At 72.4% G+C, this 17,181-nt stretch carries 11 protein-coding genes; 5 read left to right on the top strand and 6 right to left on the bottom strand.

What is annotated here, in order from left to right; all coding sequences use genetic code 11:
- Positions 1-109: 109 nt before the first annotated feature.
- From J5X86_RS08230 to J5X86_RS08215, 4 genes are read right to left on the bottom strand one after another with little or no spacing between them, the layout of a single operon-like run.
- Complete coding sequence (locus J5X86_RS08230; RefSeq protein ID WP_208516082.1) at positions 110-1,912, bottom strand: ABC transporter ATP-binding protein; 1,803 nt, start codon at positions 1,910-1,912, stop codon at positions 110-112.
- Positions 1,912-2,823: an ABC transporter permease gene (locus J5X86_RS08225; protein WP_208516158.1), complete on the bottom strand. Its 912-nt coding sequence runs from the start codon at positions 2,821-2,823 to the stop codon at positions 1,912-1,914. The genes J5X86_RS08230 and J5X86_RS08225 overlap by 1 nt, the downstream gene beginning before the upstream one ends.
- Positions 2,824-2,840: 17 nt before the next feature.
- Complete coding sequence (locus J5X86_RS08220) at positions 2,841-3,800, bottom strand: ABC transporter permease (RefSeq protein WP_208516157.1); 960 nt, start codon at positions 3,798-3,800, stop codon at positions 2,841-2,843.
- Positions 3,801-3,805: 5 nt separating this feature from the next.
- Positions 3,806-5,434, bottom strand: coding sequence for an ABC transporter substrate-binding protein (locus J5X86_RS08215; RefSeq protein ID WP_208516081.1), 1,629 nt, complete (start codon positions 5,432-5,434; stop codon positions 3,806-3,808).
- Between the two features lie 265 nt (positions 5,435-5,699).
- On the opposite strand from J5X86_RS08215, the gene J5X86_RS08210 reads away from it, so the two are divergent.
- Together J5X86_RS08210 and J5X86_RS08205 are read left to right on the top strand one after the other, a co-directional pair.
- Complete coding sequence (locus J5X86_RS08210) at positions 5,700-6,911, top strand: pyridoxal phosphate-dependent aminotransferase (RefSeq protein WP_208516156.1); 1,212 nt, start codon at positions 5,700-5,702, stop codon at positions 6,909-6,911.
- A 72-nt stretch (positions 6,912-6,983) separates the two neighbouring features.
- Complete coding sequence (locus J5X86_RS08205) at positions 6,984-7,406, top strand: hypothetical protein (protein WP_208516080.1); 423 nt, start codon at positions 6,984-6,986, stop codon at positions 7,404-7,406.
- A 202-nt stretch (positions 7,407-7,608) separates the two neighbouring features.
- Here J5X86_RS08205 and J5X86_RS08200 read toward each other — a convergent pair whose 3' ends face one another.
- Positions 7,609-9,444: a phosphoenolpyruvate carboxykinase (GTP) gene (locus tag J5X86_RS08200; RefSeq protein WP_208516079.1), complete on the bottom strand. Its 1,836-nt coding sequence runs from the start codon at positions 9,442-9,444 to the stop codon at positions 7,609-7,611.
- A gap of 246 nt (positions 9,445-9,690) precedes the next feature.
- On the opposite strand from J5X86_RS08200, the gene J5X86_RS08195 reads away from it, so the two are divergent.
- Both J5X86_RS08195 and J5X86_RS08190 read left to right on the top strand, forming a co-directional pair.
- On the top strand, positions 9,691-10,401 hold the full coding sequence (locus tag J5X86_RS08195; protein WP_208516078.1) for a hemolysin III family protein: 711 nt from the start codon (positions 9,691-9,693) through the stop codon (positions 10,399-10,401).
- A gap of 1 nt (position 10,402) precedes the next feature.
- On the top strand, positions 10,403-11,080 hold the full coding sequence (locus J5X86_RS08190; protein WP_208516077.1) for a TetR/AcrR family transcriptional regulator: 678 nt from the start codon (positions 10,403-10,405) through the stop codon (positions 11,078-11,080).
- Between the two features lie 562 nt (positions 11,081-11,642).
- Here J5X86_RS08190 and J5X86_RS08185 read toward each other — a convergent pair.
- Positions 11,643-13,679, bottom strand: a complete 2,037-nt coding sequence (locus tag J5X86_RS08185) for a thioredoxin domain-containing protein (RefSeq protein WP_208516076.1) — start codon at positions 13,677-13,679, stop codon at positions 11,643-11,645.
- 121 nt (positions 13,680-13,800) lie between these two features.
- Between J5X86_RS08185 and J5X86_RS08180 the strand changes: the two genes are divergently transcribed.
- Positions 13,801-17,088, top strand: a complete 3,288-nt coding sequence (locus tag J5X86_RS08180) for a tetratricopeptide repeat protein (RefSeq protein WP_208516075.1) — start codon at positions 13,801-13,803, stop codon at positions 17,086-17,088.
- Positions 17,089-17,181: the final 93 nt, after the last annotated feature.

The raw sequence follows: 17,181 nt of genomic DNA, 5'->3' as shown, positions 1-17,181 counted from the left end.
TTTGCGCCTAAGCCGGCGCCGCTCTCGCGGACCTGGTTCTCGCCGTTGGGGTTTCTCAATGAGTGGTTGCGGCAGCGGACGAGGGCTCACCACAGCAGCGTGCCAACGGCTAGCCATCCGCCGGCCGCCACCTGCGCACCCGGTGGCCCCCGCCCAACTCATCCCACACCGCCCCCGGCTCGGCGGCGTCCGCCCACTCCTCGGCCGGGGCCGAAGCCGCCGCCCCCTCCGCCTCCGGATCCGGCTCCAGCGCCGCCCCCATCAACGCCCGCGTATACGGATGCCCCGGCCCCTCGAAGACCGCATCCGTGGGCCCCTCCTCCACCACCACCCCATGCCGCAGCACCACCACCCGATCCGCGATCCCCCGCACCACCGCCAGGTCGTGGCTGATGAACAAGCACGCCAACTCCCGCTCGCGGCGCAGATCGTCCAGCAGCCGCAACACATCGGCCTGTACGGAGACGTCCAGCGCCGTCGTGATCTCGTCCGCGATCAGCACCTCCGGCTCCCCGGCCAGCGCCCGCGCGATCCCGATCCGCTGGCGCTGGCCGCCCGACAGTTGCGCGGGCAGCCGGTCGGCGAAGTCGGGGTCGAGGCGGACGTCGGCGATCAGCTTCCGGGCCCGCGAGGCCGCCTCGCCCCGCGACCCCGCCGAGCCGAAGAAGCGCAGGGGGCGCCGTATCGCATCGCCCACCGAACGCCGCGGATTGAGCGAGGTGTCGGCGTTCTGGAAGACGAGCTGCACGGTGCGGCGCAGGGCGAGCGGACGCCGCCGCGCGGGGGCGCCCAGGTCACCGCCGGACGCACTGCCGGGCGCACCGGCCGCCGCATCGCTCGACGCAGCCCTCATCGTCCCGCCCGACGCCCCCCGCAGTCCCGCCAGCGACCACGCGATCGTCGACTTGCCGCTCCCCGATTCGCCGACCAGCGCCAGCACCTCCCCCCTCCGCACGCTGAAGGAGACCCCGTCCACGGCGCGGCTGGTGCCGTAGTCGATCGTCACCTCCCGTACGTCCAGCGCCTCGGCCGCGTCCGCGGGCACCTCGGCCCGGGGGCGGATCTCGCGCGTGCCGTCCTCGCCCACCAGCGCCAGCCCGGCGTCCGCGATGCGCGGGACGCTGGCCAGCAGACGGCGGGTGTACGGGTCGGCGGGGGCGGCGAAGAGCCGCCGGGTGGGGGCGGCCTCGACGACCCGCCCGGCGCGTAGCACGCATACCTCGTCGGCCATGTGCGCGACCACGCCGAGGTCATGGCTGACCAGGACGGCGGCGAGGCCGAGTTCCTCGCGGAGGGCGCCGACCAGGTCCAGCACCCCGCGCTGGGTGATCACGTCGAGGCCAGTGGTGGGCTCGTCCAGGACGAGCACCTTGGGGCGGGCCGCGATGGCCATGGCGATCGCGACGCGCTGCTGCTGTCCGCCGGAGAGCTCATGCGGATAGCGGCGGGCGAGTTCGCGGGGGTGCGGCAGCCTGACCTGCTCCAGGAGATCCGTGACGGGCACCTCGCCGCCCGCCTCCGCGATCTGCCGTCCGATGCGCATGCTCGGCGTCAGGGCGTGGCCCGCGTTCTGGGAGACCATCGCGACCGTACCGCCGCGCAGCCGCCGCAGCTCCCGTGCGGAGAGCGCGAAGACGTCCTTGCCCTCGACGGCGACCCGTCCGCCGGTCAGCCGCGATCCGTGCCGCAGATGCCCCAGAAGCGTCGCGGCGACCGTCGACTTGCCGCTGCCCGACTCGCCGACCAGGGCCAGCGTCCGGCCGGGGCCGACCTCCAGCGACACCTCGTCCACGACGGGCACCTCGCGCCCGCCCGACCCGCCCGAACGGTAGGCCACGGACAACGCGTCCACCGAGACGATGGGCGTCGTCTTCGCCGGAACATTCGCGTCCGCCGACGTGATAGCCGTCATCAGGAGCCCTCCCGGATCCGGTCCACGCCCCACGCCTTGGACAGGCCGTCGGCCGCGAGGTTGAGCCCGACCACCAGCGTGGCCAGGGCGATGATCGGCGCGAGGCTGGCCATCGGGACGACGGTGATGGCGGTGCGGTTCTCCGAGACCATCAGCCCCCAGTCGGGGGTGGGCGGGTCGGCGCCGAAGCCCAGGAAGGACAGCGAGGAGATCAACAGCACCACCCAGGAGGCGCGCATCGCGAACTCGACGCACACCACGTCGGTGATGTTGGGCAGCACCTCGCGCCGCAGGATCGCCCAGGTGCTCTCACCGCGGGCGCGCGCCGCGGTGACGTAGTCCTGGGGGACGACGGCGAGCGCGGCGCCGCGCACGACCCGTACCACCTGGGGGACGCAGACGACGGCGATGGCCAGCACGATGACCGCGGATCCGGTGCCCAGCGCGGTGACGATCACCAGCAGGACGAGGATCGCGGGGATGGACAGCACCGCGTCCAGGACCCGCATGAGCAGATCGTCCAGCCAGCCGCCGCGCAGGGCGGCCGCGCAGCCGAGGACGGCGCCGAGGGCGACGGTGAGGACGGTCGCGGTGACGGAGACGCCGAGCGCGTACCGCCCGCCGTACAGCACCCGGGTCAGCACGTCGCGCCCGTAGCTGTCGGTGCCCGCCCAGTGGTCCGCGCCGGGCCCCAGCAGCGCGTGCGAGGCGTCGCCGGTGGTGGGGTGGTAGGGGGTGAGCAGCGGGGCGAGCAGCGCGACCACGAGGTGGACGGCGACGATCGCGAGCCCGATGGCGGTGGGGCGGGAGGAGCGCACGGCGCGCCAGGTGCGGGCGGCGACACCGGGCCGGACGGGCGCGGGCGGTGCGGCGGCCGGGGCCGCGCCCGCGGGTGCCTTCAGGGAGTTCATCGGATCTTCCAGCGAGCTCATCGGATCCTCCCTCCTCGGGTGCGGAGCTTGGGGTTGAGGGCCATGGAGCCGAGGTCGGCGGCGAGGTTGCACAGGACGTAGACGACCGCGCTGATGAGGGCGATGGCCTGGATGACGGGCAGGTCGCGGTTCTGGACGGAGGAGAGCATCAGCTTGCCGATGCCCGGGTAGTTGAAGACGTTCTCGACCACGGCCACGCCGCCGACCAGCCAGGCCACGTTGAGCGCGATGACGTGGAGGGTGGGCAGCAGGGCGCCGGGCAGGGCATGCCGGGTGACCACCCGCCAGGTGGACAGGCCCTTGAGCCGGGCGGTGGTGACGTATTCGCTCGCCATGACGTCGATCACCGACGTACGGGCCATCCGCACGATGTACGCGGCCATGACGATCGCGAGCGAGGCGGCGGGCAGCCAGACCGCAGGGAGGAGCTGCCCGGTGCCGGCGCCCGGTCCGTACAGCACCACGGCGGGAAGCACCGGCACGGTGACCGAGAAGGCGAGCACCAGCACGGTGGCCACGACGAATTCGGGGACGCTCATCCCGATCAGGCTGACCGTGGAGATCAGGTGGTCGGGCCAGCGGTCGCGGTAGAGCCCGGCGACGATGCCGAGGACGAGGGAGCCGGTGACCGCGAAGAGGATGGTGACGACGGCGATGAGGGCGGAGTTGCCGAGGTACTGGGCGACCTCGCCGCCCACCGGTTTGGTGGTGACCAGCGAGGTGCCGAAGTCGCCGTGCAGGGCGCCGCTGATCCAGTGGCCGTAGCGCTCCCATGCGGGCTGGTCGAGCCCCATCTGCTTGCGCAGCGCGGCGACCGCGTCGGGGGTGGCGTCCCTGCCGAGCACCTGGGTGGCGACATCGCCGGGCAGCGCCTGGACGGCCAGGAAGACCAGGACCGAGGAGAGCAGCAGGGTGCCCAGCGCGGAGACCACGCGGCGGACGAGGAAGGAGAGCATGCGCCTCATGCCCCCTTCAGGCCGATGCGGAGGTAGTCGAACTCGAAGCCGTGCTCGGCGTAGCCGCGCACCTTCCGGGAGATCCCGACGAGCCGGTCGGCGAACATCGGGGTGATGGCCCCGCCCCGCTCGATCACCAGCGTCTGCGCCTGTCCGTACAGCTCGCGCCTGCGGCCCGCGTCGGTCTCCCGGCGGGCCCGGTCGAGCAGCGCGTCGAACTCCTTGTCGGCCCAGGCGGTCTCGTTGTACGAGGAGCCGCCGCGGAAGACCTGGTTGAGGAGCTGGTCGACGGGGCGCCCGGTGTACCAGTAGGTGGCCATGAGCGGCTTCTTCATCCAGATCTGGGTGTAGTACGAGTCGGCGGCCGCGGTCTTGACCCGGATCCGGATGCCGGCGCGCCCGGCCGACTCCTGGTAGGCGAGGGCCATGGGCGTGAAGATCGGGTCGTACGAGGAGGTGTAGAGGTCCACCGCCAGCCGCTCGTGCCCGGCCTGCTTCAGCAGATGGCGGGCCTTCTCGGGGTCGTGGGCGGGGTGGGCGGCGGTGTGGGCGGGGTCGTTCGGCGGGACGGGGTTGTCCCAGCCGGCCGTGCCCGCGCCCTGGAGGGCGGCCTTCAGGATGTGCTCGGGGTCGTAGGCGAGCTTCATCGCCTGCCGTACCCGCACATCGGTGAAGGGCTTCTCGGTGGTGAGCATCGGCAGCACGTACCACTGGGCGTTCTCGGCGCGGGCGATGGTGGCGCGGTCGGAGGCGGCGATGACCCGGGCGGTGGCGAAGTCGAGGTTGGTCTGGGAGAGCAGATCGACCTGTCCGGCGAGCAGGGCGTTGGAGCGGGCCTGCATATCGGCGACGGAGTAGAAGTCGATGGCGTCCAGGACCGGGCGCCCGGCCCAGTGGTCCGGGTAGGCGGTGACCCGGCCGGGCCCGGCGGCGGCGAAGGATTCGAGCCGGAACGGGCCGGTGCCGATGCCGGTGCGGCCGATGGAGCGGGCACTGCCGTCCGGGACCACGTAGCAGTTGTAGTGGGTGAGCAGGCTGGGGAACTCGGCGTGCGGGCTCTTCAGCGGGACGACGAGGGTGTGGGCGTCCGGGGTGCGCAGCCGCTTCGGGTCGACCAGCGGGGACAGCACGGGGGCCTGCGGGGAGGCGGTCGCGGTGTCGAGGATGTGGCGCAGGGTGTAGGCGGCGTCGGCGGAGGTGAAGGCGCGGCCGTCGTGGAAGGTGACGCCGCGGCGCAGCCGGAAGGTCCAGGTGGTCGCCTTGGCGTCGGGCTCCCAGGATTCGGCGAGGTCGGGGGCGACGGTGCCGTCGGGCCCGATCCGGACGAGCCGGTTGTAGAGCGCGCCGAGGTACTCGTACGCGGAGAGCGCGCTCGCGGGGTCGAGGGTCTCGGCGTCGGAGGCGGGCGGCCGGGCGATGCGCAGGGTGCCGCCGCGGTCGGGCCGCCCGGCCGGGCCGTGGGTGGGCACGGCCCTCGTCGGGGACGCGGAGGCGGCTCCTGAGCAGCCGCTCAGCAGGGCGGAGCCGCCGAGCGCACCGCCGATCGCCGCCGCGGTGGTGAGCAGCGACCTCCGTGGCAGCCCGGCCGCGGCGGGGGCTGTTCGGTGCGAGGTCTCGGGCTTGAACGGGGACATGAACGGGGGCACCCTTCCCTTACTCGTTCAGTCGAACGATTGGGTGAAGTCCGTGAACGATAGCCACGACCCCCGTTCGGGCCAACCCTTCGTTCGCGAAAATTAACGCCGGAAACAGAGTCGTTACCCGGCGCGGAGAGCGGCCCGGGGACGGCGCGCGGGGTCGCGGACGCCACCCCACGGCGCCCCCGCACACCGTCCGCACACCGTCCACGTGGCGAAAAACACCGAGCGTCTCCGGATGCTCCGCCGTATGGTGGCCGACATGCAGGTGATCCAGTCCACGAAGCTCTCCAACGTCTGCTACGAAATCCGTGGCCCGGTGCTCGAGGAGGCGATGCGACTGGAGGCGGCAGGACACCGCATCCTCAAGCTGAATACCGGCAATCCGGCGACCTTCGGCTTCGAATGTCCCCCGGAGATCCTCGAGGACATGCTCCGCAACCTCGGCGACGCGCACGGCTACGGCGACGCCAAGGGGCTGCTGTCCGCGCGGCGCGCGGTGATGCAGCACTACCAGACCCAGGGCATCGACCTCGACGTCGAGGACATCTTCCTCGGCAACGGCGTCTCCGAGCTGATCCAGATGTCGATGCAGGGGCTGCTCGACGACGGCGACGAGGTCCTCGTCCCGGCCCCCGACTATCCGCTGTGGACCGCCTCGGTCTCACTGGCCGGCGGCACCGCCGTCCACTACCGCTGCGATGAGCAGTCGGACTGGCTGCCGGACCTCGCCGACATCGAGCGCAAGGTCACCGACCGCACCAAGGCGCTCGTCATCATCAACCCCAACAACCCCACGGGTGCCGTCTACGGCGAGGAGATGCTGCGCGGGCTCACCGATATCGCCCGCCGCCACCAGCTCATCGTCTGCTCCGACGAGATCTACGACAAGATCCTCTACGACGGGGCCACCCACACCCCGACCACCACCGTCGCCCCCGATCTGCTGACCCTCACCTTCAACGGGCTCTCCAAGGCGTACCGGGTGGCGGGCTACCGCAGCGGCTGGCTCGCGGTCTGCGGCCCCAAGGCGCACGCCGCCAGCTATCTGGAGGGGCTGACCATCCTGGCCAATATGCGGCTGTGCGCCAATATGCCGGCGCAGCACGCGGTGGCCACGGCGCTCGGCGGCCGTCAGTCGATCAACGACCTGGTGCTCCCCGGCGGCCGGCTGCTGGAGCAGCGGGACACGGCGTACGACCTGCTGACCCAGATCCCGGGCGTCACGTGCGTGAAGCCCAAGGGCGCGCTGTACGCGTTCCCCAAGCTGGACCCCAAGGTCTACAAGATCAAGGACGACCGGCAGATGGTGCTGGATCTGCTGCGGGCCGAGAAGATCATGATCGTGCACGGCACGGGATTCAACTGGCCGGAGCCGGATCACTTCCGCATCGTCACGCTGCCCGCCAAGAAGGATCTGGCGGACGCGGTGACCAGGATCGGGAACTTCCTGGACGGATACGGCCAACCCTGATCTTTTTAGCCTCAGCTCAACTTTAGACAGAGTCTAAGTTAGGATGGTCTCCTGACCCCTTGGAGGCCATCCATGTACGAGCCGATCCGCACCAAATCGGTCCACAGCATGGCCGAGCCCACGCCCGACTTCCCGCACCGCACCCGCGAGGAAGAGCTGGACATCCGGCTGGCCGGACATCTGACCGCGCTGCTCACCGTGACGGACGAGCTGCGCGCCCGCACCCCGCACCCCGGCCTCGACGACGCCGCCCAGCGGCTCGCCGAGCAGGCCGCCCGCCTGCGCGACGGCCACGCTCCGCTGCGCGCGGCCCCCTCGACGACGGAACCGGACGCGGCACACATCGCCGCCCTCCACCAGCGCGCCCACACCCTGGCCGGATGGGCCCTGGTCGTGGCCACGTCCCGTGACGACACGGCGGCCTCGACGCTGGCGGCCGAGCGACTGGAGGCACATGCGGCGGCACTGGGGCTCACGGACCGGAGCCCGGGCTGAGACCCAGGCCCCGGTCCGCCCTCTCGTCGGCTCGCCGCGCGGCGGCCAGGACGAGCTGCGCCGGGACCTGGCCTGTACGGCGTGGGCGCCCTGATCGCCCCGCCGGAGCAGCCCGCCGCCTTCCGCCGCACGGTCCGCACGGTCCGCACCGGTCGTACCGGGGGCCCGCACCTGGATGCGGGCCCCGGGCCTTGGGCTGTGCTCAGCCCAGGCGCTTGACCAGCGCGTGGTACTCGTCCCACATCTCCTTGGGCGTGTGCTCACCGAAGGTGTTGAGGTGGTCGGGCACCAGCCCCGCCTCCTCGCGCCAGACCTCCTTGTCGACCGTGAGCAGCAGCTTGAGCTCGGCGTCGTCGAGGTCCAGACCGTCGGTGTCCAGCGCCTCGGGCGTCGGCAGCACCCCGATCGGGCTCTCCACGCCCTCGGCCTTGCCGTCCAGCCGGTCGACGATCCACTTCAGCACCCGGCTGTTCTCGCCGAAGCCCGGCCAGACGAAGTGCCCGTCGGCGTCCTTGCGGAACCAGTTGACGTAGTAGATCTTCGGCAGCTTGGCGGCGTCCGCGTTCTTGCCGACCTTCACCCAATGGGCCATGTAGTCGCCCATGTTGTAGCCGCAGAACGGCAGCATGGCGAACGGGTCGCGGCGCAGCTCGCCGACCTTGCCCTCGGCCGCGGCGGTCTTCTCGCTCGCCACGTTGGCGCCGAGGAAGACACCGTGCTGCCAGTCGAAGGACTCGGTCACCAGCGGAACGGCGCTGGCCCGGCGGCCGCCGAAGAGGATCGCCGAGATCGGCACGCCCTTGGGGTCCTCCCACTCGGGCGCGATGATCGGGCACTGACCGGCCGGCACGGTGAAGCGGGCGTTGGGGTGGGCCGCGGGCGTCTCGCTCGCCGGGGTCCAGTCGTTGCCCTTCCAGTCGGTCAGATGGGCGGGCGGCTCCTCGGTCATGCCCTCCCACCAGACATCGCCGTCGTCGGTGAGCGCGACATTGGTGAAGACCGAGTTCCCCCACAGGGTCTTCATCGCGTTGGCGTTGGTGTGCTCACCGGTGCCGGGCGCGACGCCGAAGAAGCCCGCCTCGGGGTTGATCGCGTACAGCCTGCCGTCCTCGCCGAACCGCATCCAGGCGATGTCGTCGCCGATCGTCTCGACCGTCCAGCCCCGGATGGTCGGCTCCAGCATCGCGAGGTTGGTCTTGCCACAGGCGCTCGGGAACGCCGCGGCCACGTACTTGGACTCGCCGCGCGGCGGGGTGAGCTTGAGGATCAGCATGTGCTCGGCGAGCCAGCCCTCGTCCCGCGCCATCACGGAGGCGATGCGCAGGGCGTAGCACTTCTTGCCGAGCAGGGCGTTGCCGCCGTAGCCGGAGCCGTACGACCAGATCTCCCGCGCCTCCGGGAAGTGCGAGATGTACTTGGTCGAGTTGCACGGCCAGGGAACGTCGGCCTGGCCCGGCTCCAGCGGGGCGCCGAGGGTGTGGACGGCCTTGACGAAGAAGCCCTCGTCCCCGAGGACGTCGAGGACCTCCTGTCCCATGCGGGTCATGGTGCGCATGGAGACGGCGACGTAGGCGGAGTCGGTGATCTCGACGCCGATCGCGGACAGCGACGAGCCGAGCGGGCCCATGCAGAAGGGCACGACGTACATGGTCCGGCCGCGCATGGAGCCCCGGAAGACGCCCTGCTCCCCGGCGAAGATCTCGCGCATCTCGTCGGGGTGTTTCCAGTGGTTCGTCGGGCCCGCGTCCGCCTCCTTCTCGGAGCATATGAACGTACGGTCCTCGACGCGCGCCACATCGCTCGGATCGGAGGCGGCGTAGTACGAGTTGGGGCGCTTGATCGAATCAAGGCGTGTGAAGGTGCCCTTCTCGACGAGCTCCGCGCACAGGCGGTCGTACTCCGCCTCCGAGCCGTCGCACCACACCACACGATCGGGCTGGGTGAGGGCGGCGATCTCGCCGACCCAGGAGACGAGCTCCTGGTGGTTCGTGGGGCTCGGGGTGGTGGTGAGGGAGGAAGCCACATTGCTGGGCGCCACGATCGCTCCATCCCGCCGGAACCGCACGCGCTCCGGCGTCTTGATTGAGGGTTTTGGGCGGATATGTGCACTCATATCCGTTTATGGAGACAGCTACCCCTTGGGGGCTGCGACCCGGATGCTCAGCTCATCCGGTGCCGACCGCGCTCATTTGATCATCCGACTGTGTGGGCCATCTGTCCAGTGGGCGCTTTGGTGACCATCACCACTCGACATGGACCGGTAACTTACGGTGGCGTAGGTAGCATGAGCGCCATGACTGCCGCCGCGCCCGATGCCGCCGTTGAGAACCCCCCAGGGCCCGAAGCGGCCCCGCCGCTCCCCCTGAAGCCAATGCTCCGCGGCTGGCTGCACGCCGGCATGTTTCCCGCGGTCCTGGTCTCGGGGGTGGTGCTGACGGCCCTCGCCGACAGTCCGCGTGGGCGGCTGGCCTGCGCCATCTTCACGCTCACCGCATGTGCGCTGTTCGGCACCAGCGCCCTTTACCACCGTGGCAATTGGGGACCGCGCGCCGCCGCGGTGCTGCGGCGGCTGGACCACGCCAATATCTTCCTGATCATCGCGGGCACGTATACGCCCTTCACGATGCTGCTTCTGCCGCACGGCAAGAAACAGCTACTGCTGTGGCTGGTGTGGGCCGGGGCGCTCGCCGGAATCGCCTTCCGGGTCTTCTGGGTCGGCGCCCCGCGCTGGCTGTACACCCCGTGCTACATCGCGCTGGGCTGGGCGGCCGTCTTCTTCCTGCCCGACTTCCTGCACACCGGCGGCGCCGCCGTCATGACGCTGATCGTCGTCGGCGGGCTGCTCTACAGTGTGGGCGCGGTGATCTACGGCACCAAGCGCCCCAACCCCTCGCCCCGCTGGTTCGGCTTCCACGAGGTGTTCCACAGCTTCACGCTGGCCGCCTTCGTCGTGCACTACGTCGGCATCTCCTTGGTGGCGTATCAGCACGCCTGAGATGCCCAAGGCCACACCACCCACGTCACAGCCGGAGCGCAGGCCCGGGCCCGGGCCCGGGCTACGCGAACGGAAGAAGATCAAGACCCGGCAGGCGATCCGGCGCGCCGCCCTGCGGCTCTTCGCGGAGCAGGGCTACGAGGCCACTCCGGTCGACCGGATCGCGGCGGCCGCCGACGTCTCGACCAGCACCGTCTTCCGCTACTTCCCGGCCAAGGAGGACATCGTCCTCACCGATGAGTACGACGCGCTCATGGCGGAGGCGATCCGCGAGCGCCCGCTGGACGAATCCCCGACCGCCTCCCTGCGCCATGCCGTCGTGGGGCTGCTGGGGCCCGCGGCGGGTGCGGAGCGCGAGGAACTGCTGGCCCGGCTCGCCCTCGTACGGCAGGTCCCGGCGCTGCGCGCTCGGATGAGCGGCGGCCTGGCCGACAGCGGGACACTGCTGGGCGAGGCGCTGGCCGAGCGCAGCGGCCGGGCCCCGGACGACTTCGAGGTACGGGTCGCGGTGGGCGCCGTCCTCGGCGCCCTACGGGAAGCCGTCTTCCACTGCCTGGACCACCACCTGCCGACAGCAACCACGGCGAGCACGGCGAGGGCCACCGCCACCCGCGCCGACGCCATGACAACGGCCATCGACCGGGCCCTGGACCTCCTCTCCCGAGGCATCCCGCTATGACCCGCGGTGCGGGGCCCGCTGTGCCCCACCCCGCGATTCCGGCTATGAGCCGCCCGGCGAACCCGGCTGTGGCCCGCCCGGCGACCGGCCGCGCTCCCGCCCTGCGACCGGCTGCGGTCCCCCCTGCGATTCCGGCTGCGGTCCGCCCGGCGATTCCGGCCGGGCCGCTGGGGCTGACAGCGGGCTGGCCCCGGGCTGACCCATGAGCTTGCCGGGGCTGGCCTGGGTATCGGCCGGGGTGCCCAGGGGCCGACTGGCTGACTTCGGGCTGACCTGGGAGCCAACCGGGGCTGGCCGGGGGGCCGACCGGGGCTGCCCCCGAGCTGGCTCGGAGGCAGCCGGAGCTGACCCGGGACGCCAACCAGAACTGGCCCGAGGCCGGCCCCTGCACCGGCCAGGACGCCCAGGGGGCCGACTGGGCCGGGCCCGGGACTCACCCGGAGCTGGCCGGGAAGAGCCGAAGCCAGTCCGCAGCTCAGCCGGGAGCTAGCCCCCGGGGCCGACCGAAACCGACCCGGGACCTGGTCCGGCTCCCTGTCCAGCTCCCGTCCGGCTCCCCGGCTCAGCCGCCCAGCTTCGCCGCCAGGGCCTCGACATCGGCCGTGGGTGCGTCGCAGGTGAAGCCGCGGCAGACGTACGCCGCCGGGCGTCCCTCCAACAGGGGGCGGTCCTGCAGCAGCGGGACCTCCCCGGAGCCGGGCTCGCCGACCGCGACGACCGCGCCGGGAGCGGTGGCCAGGAGTGCGGCGCGGTGCAGGGCCCGGGTCGCCGGGTCGTCGCCGGGGCCCACCACGGCCACCTCGCGCGGCCCGTCGAGCCGGGCCTCGGCCACCGCCAGGCCCCAGCCGATGAAGCGGGGCACCCGGGGGCCGAGGGCCCGCACCACGGCGAGGGCGCGCTCGGCGGCCTCGCGGTGGCGGGAGCTGCCGGTGATGGCTGCGTAGGACAGCAGGGCCCCGGCGGCGGCCGTCCAGCCGGACGGCGCCGCGTTGTCCGTCGGGTCCTGGGGGCGGCGGATGAGCGCCTCGGCGTCATCGGCGGTGTCGAACAGCGTGCCGTCCTCGGCGGTGAACCGGGTCAGCACGGTGTCCAGGAGCAGCCCGGCGAAGTCCACCCACGCACCGTCGCCGGTGACGGCGGACAGGGCGAGGAAGCCCTCGGCCACATCCGCGTAGTCCTCGAGCACGCCCGCGTGGCCGCCCGCGGTGCCGTCGAGCGAGGTGCGGGCCAGCCGCCCGCGCTGGTCCATGTGGAGGCGCATCAGCAGCTCGGCGGCCTCGGTGGCGACGTCCACCAGGTCGGGGCGGTCGAAATAGGCACCGGTTTCGGCGAGAGCCGCGACGGCCAGCCCGTTCCAGGCGGCGACGATCTTGTCGTCGCGGCCGGGGCGGGCCCGCCGCTCCCGGGCGGCCAGCAGCCGCTCCCGTACGGAGGCGACTCGGCTCGCGTCCGCCGGCCGCCCCCCGTCGGGCAGCTGGAGCACGGAGGCTCCCTGCTCGAAGGTGCCCTCCTGGGTCACGCCGAAATACCCGGCGGCGAACTCCGCGTCGGCCTCCCCCAGCACCTCGCGCAGCCGCTCGGGCGTCCACACGTAGTACGCGCCCTCGACATGCCTGCCGGTGCCGTCGTCGCTGTCGGCGTCCAGCGCGGAGGCGAAGCCGCCCTGTGCGGTGCGCAGCTCGCGGACCATGAAGTCCGCCGTCTCCAGGGCGACACGACGTGCGAGGTCCGAGCCGGTGGCGCGCCACAGATGGGCGTAGACCCGGCACAGCAGCGCGTTGTCGTACAGCATCTTCTCGAAGTGCGGCACGGTCCAGCCGGCATCGACGGAATAGCGGGCGAAACCGCCGCCGAGCTGGTCGTAGATACCGCCGCGGGCCATCGCCTCGCAGGTGGCCGACACCATCTGCAGCGCGCCCTCGGAGCCGGTGCGGGCGTGGTGGCGCAGCAGGAACTCCAGCGCCATGGACGGCGGAAACTTCGGCGCACCGCCGAAACCGCCGCGCGTGGCGTCGAATTCGCGGGTCAGCCCCATGAGCGCGGCGTGCAGATCCTCCTCGCCGGGCGGCGCGGGCGCATCCGAGCCCAGGGCGATCCCGGTGCGCTGGGCCAGGTCCTCCACGATCCGCCCGGCGACGTCCACCACCTCCTCGCGGCGGTCCGCCCAGGCGGCGCTCACCCCCTCCAGCACCTGCCGGAAGGACGCCATACCGGGCCGGGGCCGGGGCGGGAAGTACGTGCCGAAGTAGAACGGCTGCGCCTCGGGGGTCAGAAAGACCGTCATGGGCCAGCCGCCCTGCCCGGTCGCGGCCTGCACCGCCTCCATGTACACCGCGTCGACGTCCGGCCGCTCCTCGCGGTCGACCTTCACGGAGACGAAGTGGGCGTTGAGATAGTCGGCGGTCTCCTTGTCCTCGAACGACTCATGCGCCATGACATGGCACCAGTGGCAGCTCGAATAGCCGACGCTCAGCAGCACGGGCACCCCGCGGCGACGCGCATCCTCGAACGCCTCGTCCGACCACGGCCACCAGTCGACCGGGTTCTCGGCGTGCTGAAGCAGATAGGGGGACGTCTCGTGCGCCAGACGGTTCGGCATGGGTCCATCCTCCCCCACCCGGCGAGGCAGACGAAGTTATCCACAGGGGAGTTATCCACAGGACTGCCGGATAAGAGCCAGAAACGGAAGACTGAGGGCACTGCTGCAGGAGGGGGATCACATGCCGGGGTCACTGGCGGTGCTGCGGGACAGCCACCGGACGGAAGTTGAGCGGCTGCTGTCGCGGGCCGTGGAGGAGGAGGTGCGCCGCTCGGGCGGGCGCACCGATGGCGGGGTGCTGCTCAGCCGGGCGCGGGGCGCGCTGGACGAGATGGCCGCGACCGCCGCGGAGGAGTACGGGGCGTATGTGCTCGCGTTGGACGAGTCCGACGCGGGCAGCAGACCGCTCTCGGAGCGGCTGTCGCGCGGTCAGCTCGGCACCCCGGCGCTGGCCGCGACGGTCGCCGCGGCGGCGGCCTTCGGTGCGGATCTCACCTATGGCACCTCGGCGGGCACGGCGCTGGGCGCGGGGGTGACGGCCGCCGTGGCCGGATCGGCCGCCGCGGTCGTCAAGCTCACCGCGCGCCATTGGCCCGCCGCTCACCGTCAGGCCGCGCTGCGCAACCAGCCCGGCGGGCCCGAGCAGTTGCGGCTGCAGTGGCTCACGGCGGTCGAGGTGCGGGGCATCCGGCCGTTCATCGACCAGCACCGGATGACCTCGGCCGCCACCCGCCAGGGCGGCGGTTCGGCCAAGCGCTCCACCTCCTCCGCCACCGGTCAGGTGCCGAGGCTGCGCGGTGCGGACCGCAGCCAGGCGGCCCGCAGGCGCACCGTGCTGGAGCAGTCCTTCGCCCATCTCCCCGAGGCGGAGGGCCCGTTCGCCGGGCGTCGGGCGCAGCTCACCCAGATCGCGCAGTGGGTGCAGCAGGCCCGCGTGTCCACCGAGACCCAGCCCACGGTGGTGCTGCTGGAGGGCCCGCCGGGCTCCGGCCGGACCATGCTGGCCGTGCGGGCGGCCCACCATCTGCGCGATCAGTTCCGCGGTGCGTGCCTGGTCGACTTGCGCGGCGACAGCCCCGAGCAGGCCCCGCTGCCCACCCGTGACGCGCTGCTGCATCTGCTGAACCGGCTCGGCGCACCCCGCGACCAGCTGCTCTTCCGCGAGCGGTCCTCGCAGGACCAGCACATCAGACGGCTCACCGAGCTGTATCACCAGTATCTGACCGGGCTGCCGGTCACCATCGTGCTGGATGACGCCCACGACGCCGAGCAGGTGCGCACGCTGATCCCGGAGCGGTCCGACAGCCTGGTCCTGATCACCTCGCGCACTCCGCTCGATCTGCCGGCCGACCTCGCCGCCCGGGTGCACCGGATGGAGGTGGGCCCGCTGGACGAGCCGGGCGCCGAGGAGCTGCTGCGGACCTCCGCCGAGGAGCCCACCGGGGCGGGCCCCTACGACGGGCAGTCCGTGGAGCGGATCGCCGAGCTGTGCGGGCGGCTGCCGCTGGCGCTGCGGATCGCGGGCTCCTCGCTCGGCCCCCGCACCCCCGCCGCCCTGGTCACCGAGCTGGAGGCGTACGGCCCGGTGGGCGCGATCGAGCGCGCCCTGTGGCTGCGCTACACCGACCAGCAGGACGGCGCCCGGAAGCTGCTGCGCCGGCTGGCGCTGGCCGGGCGGGCCAGCCTGGGCGGCGCGGCGGCCGCGGCGCTGCTGGACACCGATGAGCAGGAGGCCGGCCGCCATCTGGAGGCGCTCGGCCGGGCCGGGCTGATCCAGCATGTGCGCGGCAGCCGCTACCGCCTCCATGACCTGGTGCGCTCCTTCGCCCATGCCCGGCTGCTCGACGAGGAGCAGCCGGAGCAGCGCACCGCCGCGCAGGAGCGGCTGATCCGCAGCTATGCCGAGCTCGCGGATTCGGTGATCCGGCTGGTCGACGGCAAGACGTCCACCCGTGCCGATATGTTCGGCAAGGGTGCGGCGGGCGGCCATGGCTTCACCTCGCTGGACGCGGCGCTGCGCTGGCTGGACGACGAATCGAGCTTCATCACCGCCGCGCTGCGCCATGCGGAGGGCGTGGACCAGTCCGCGGTGCTGCATCTGCTGGGCGCGCTGTGCGACTACTGCCTGCTGCGCGGCGATCTCTACCGGCTGGGCGAGATCAGCGAGCTCACCCAGGCCGTGGACCAGGGGCTGCTGATGCGGTCCGTGCAGTGGCGCACCGGTATCGCGGCCCGCCAGCTCGGCGAGCTGGACCAGGCGCGCACCACGCTGTCCTCGGTGGTGGACCTGTATTTCGAGGCGCAGCACCAGGCGGGTGCGGCCCGTGCCCTGTGCAGTCTCGGCATCACCCTGCATCACCAGGGCAATCTCGGGGAGGCGGCGGCCAAGCTGCGCGAGGCGCTGGAGCTCCAGCAGGCCGAGGAGCTGCGCGGTGACCGGGGCTGGACGATGCACGCCCTGGCGGCGGTGGAGCGCGACCGCGGCGGGCTGGCCGAGGCGCTGGAGTTGCTGGACGCGGCCCTGGAGCTGCATCAGGAGAGCGAGAGCCTGCACGGCCAGGCGTGGGCGCACTTCCAGCTCGGCCAGGCATGTCTGCGGATGGGCGATGTGCCGCGCGCCGAGGCCGAGCTGCGGGGCGCGCTGGACGCCTACAGCCGCACCCATGACCAGCGCGGTGAGGCATGGGCGCTCACCCAGCTCGCCCGGGCCCGGCTGGTGGCCGGGGAGGCGTCGGCGGCCGTCGACCAGTTGCGCCAGGCCCTCTCCCGCCACCGGGAGAACGAGGACGCGCGCGGTGAGGCATGGACGCTGTACTACCTGGGCCAGGCGCTGGAGGAGCGCGGCGACCATGATTCGGCGCTGCGCGAGCTGGAGCGGGCCCGCCTGATGTTCAACCGGATGCGGGATGTGTATGGGCTGGCGTGTTCCCGTCATCACTCGGCACGGGTCACCCGTGATCTGCGGGCGGCGCAGACGGGCTCGCTGCGCAACAGCGGCTTCGCCCGCCAGCTGCTCCAGGACGCGCGGCATGACTTCCGGCGGGTGGGCGTGGCCCATGGCGAGGCATGGTCCTGCGTCGAGCTGGCGGTGATCGACGCGGGAAACGGCAAGGCGACGCAGGCGCTGGAGCTGGTGGACGAGGCGGCCGGGCTGTTCGCGGGGTACGGGGACCGGCGCGGCCGCTCCTGGGCCCGGTTCCTGCGCTGCACCCTGTTGCCGTTCGCCTCCGCGGGCGGTTCGGTCATCGGCACGGCGGTGGCCCAGGAAGAGCTGGCGGAGCTGGCGCGGGAGATGCGCGAGGAGGGCACGGCGGGGGATTCCCGGCTGGAGGGGTGCGCGGAGGCGTTCGCGCTGGTGCTGGAGCGCGGCGTCGAGCCGGAAACGGGGTGGCAGGCATGGCAGCTCGGCATGGTGCCGAGCCGCCACTCGCGCGAGGTCATGGCCGTGCTGCCGGAGCCTCGCGGCTAGCCACGAAGAGCGCAGAGAGCGCGGAGAGGGGGCCGGGATATGCGATATCCCGTCGGCCGGGCCGTGAGGCCCCGCTCACACGGGGCACGCGGT

Source organism: Streptomyces sp. NEAU-YJ-81 (genome assembly GCF_017592595.1).
GTDB lineage: Bacteria > Actinomycetota > Actinomycetes > Streptomycetales > Streptomycetaceae > Streptomyces > Streptomyces hygroscopicus_B.
Note: the sequence above shows the minus strand (reverse complement) of the source record. Positions and strands in the feature narration are given on the sequence as shown.

What these genes read in the sequence shown, in the direction of transcription:
- J5X86_RS08180 (WP_208516075.1), top strand. Translation starts at nt 13,801, where the DNA reads ATGCCGGGGTCACTGGCGGTGCTGCGGGACAGCCACCGGACGGAAGTT.
- J5X86_RS08190 (WP_208516077.1), top strand. Translation starts at nt 10,403, where the DNA reads ATGCCCAAGGCCACACCACCCACGTCACAGCCGGAGCGCAGGCCCGGG.
- J5X86_RS08195 (WP_208516078.1), top strand. Translation starts at nt 9,691, where the DNA reads ATGAGCGCCATGACTGCCGCCGCGCCCGATGCCGCCGTTGAGAACCCC.
- J5X86_RS08215 (WP_208516081.1), bottom strand. Translation starts at nt 5,434, where the DNA reads ATGTCCCCGTTCAAGCCCGAGACCTCGCACCGAACAGCCCCCGCCGCG.
- J5X86_RS08185 (WP_208516076.1), bottom strand. Translation starts at nt 13,679, where the DNA reads ATGCCGAACCGTCTGGCGCACGAGACGTCCCCCTATCTGCTTCAGCAC.
- J5X86_RS08225 (WP_208516158.1), bottom strand. Translation starts at nt 2,823, where the DNA reads ATGAACTCCCTGAAGGCACCCGCGGGCGCGGCCCCGGCCGCCGCACCG.
- J5X86_RS08220 (WP_208516157.1), bottom strand. Translation starts at nt 3,800, where the DNA reads ATGCTCTCCTTCCTCGTCCGCCGCGTGGTCTCCGCGCTGGGCACCCTG.
- J5X86_RS08230 (WP_208516082.1), bottom strand. Translation starts at nt 1,912, where the DNA reads ATGACGGCTATCACGTCGGCGGACGCGAATGTTCCGGCGAAGACGACG.
- J5X86_RS08205 (WP_208516080.1), top strand. Translation starts at nt 6,984, where the DNA reads ATGTACGAGCCGATCCGCACCAAATCGGTCCACAGCATGGCCGAGCCC.
- J5X86_RS08210 (WP_208516156.1), top strand. Translation starts at nt 5,700, where the DNA reads ATGCAGGTGATCCAGTCCACGAAGCTCTCCAACGTCTGCTACGAAATC.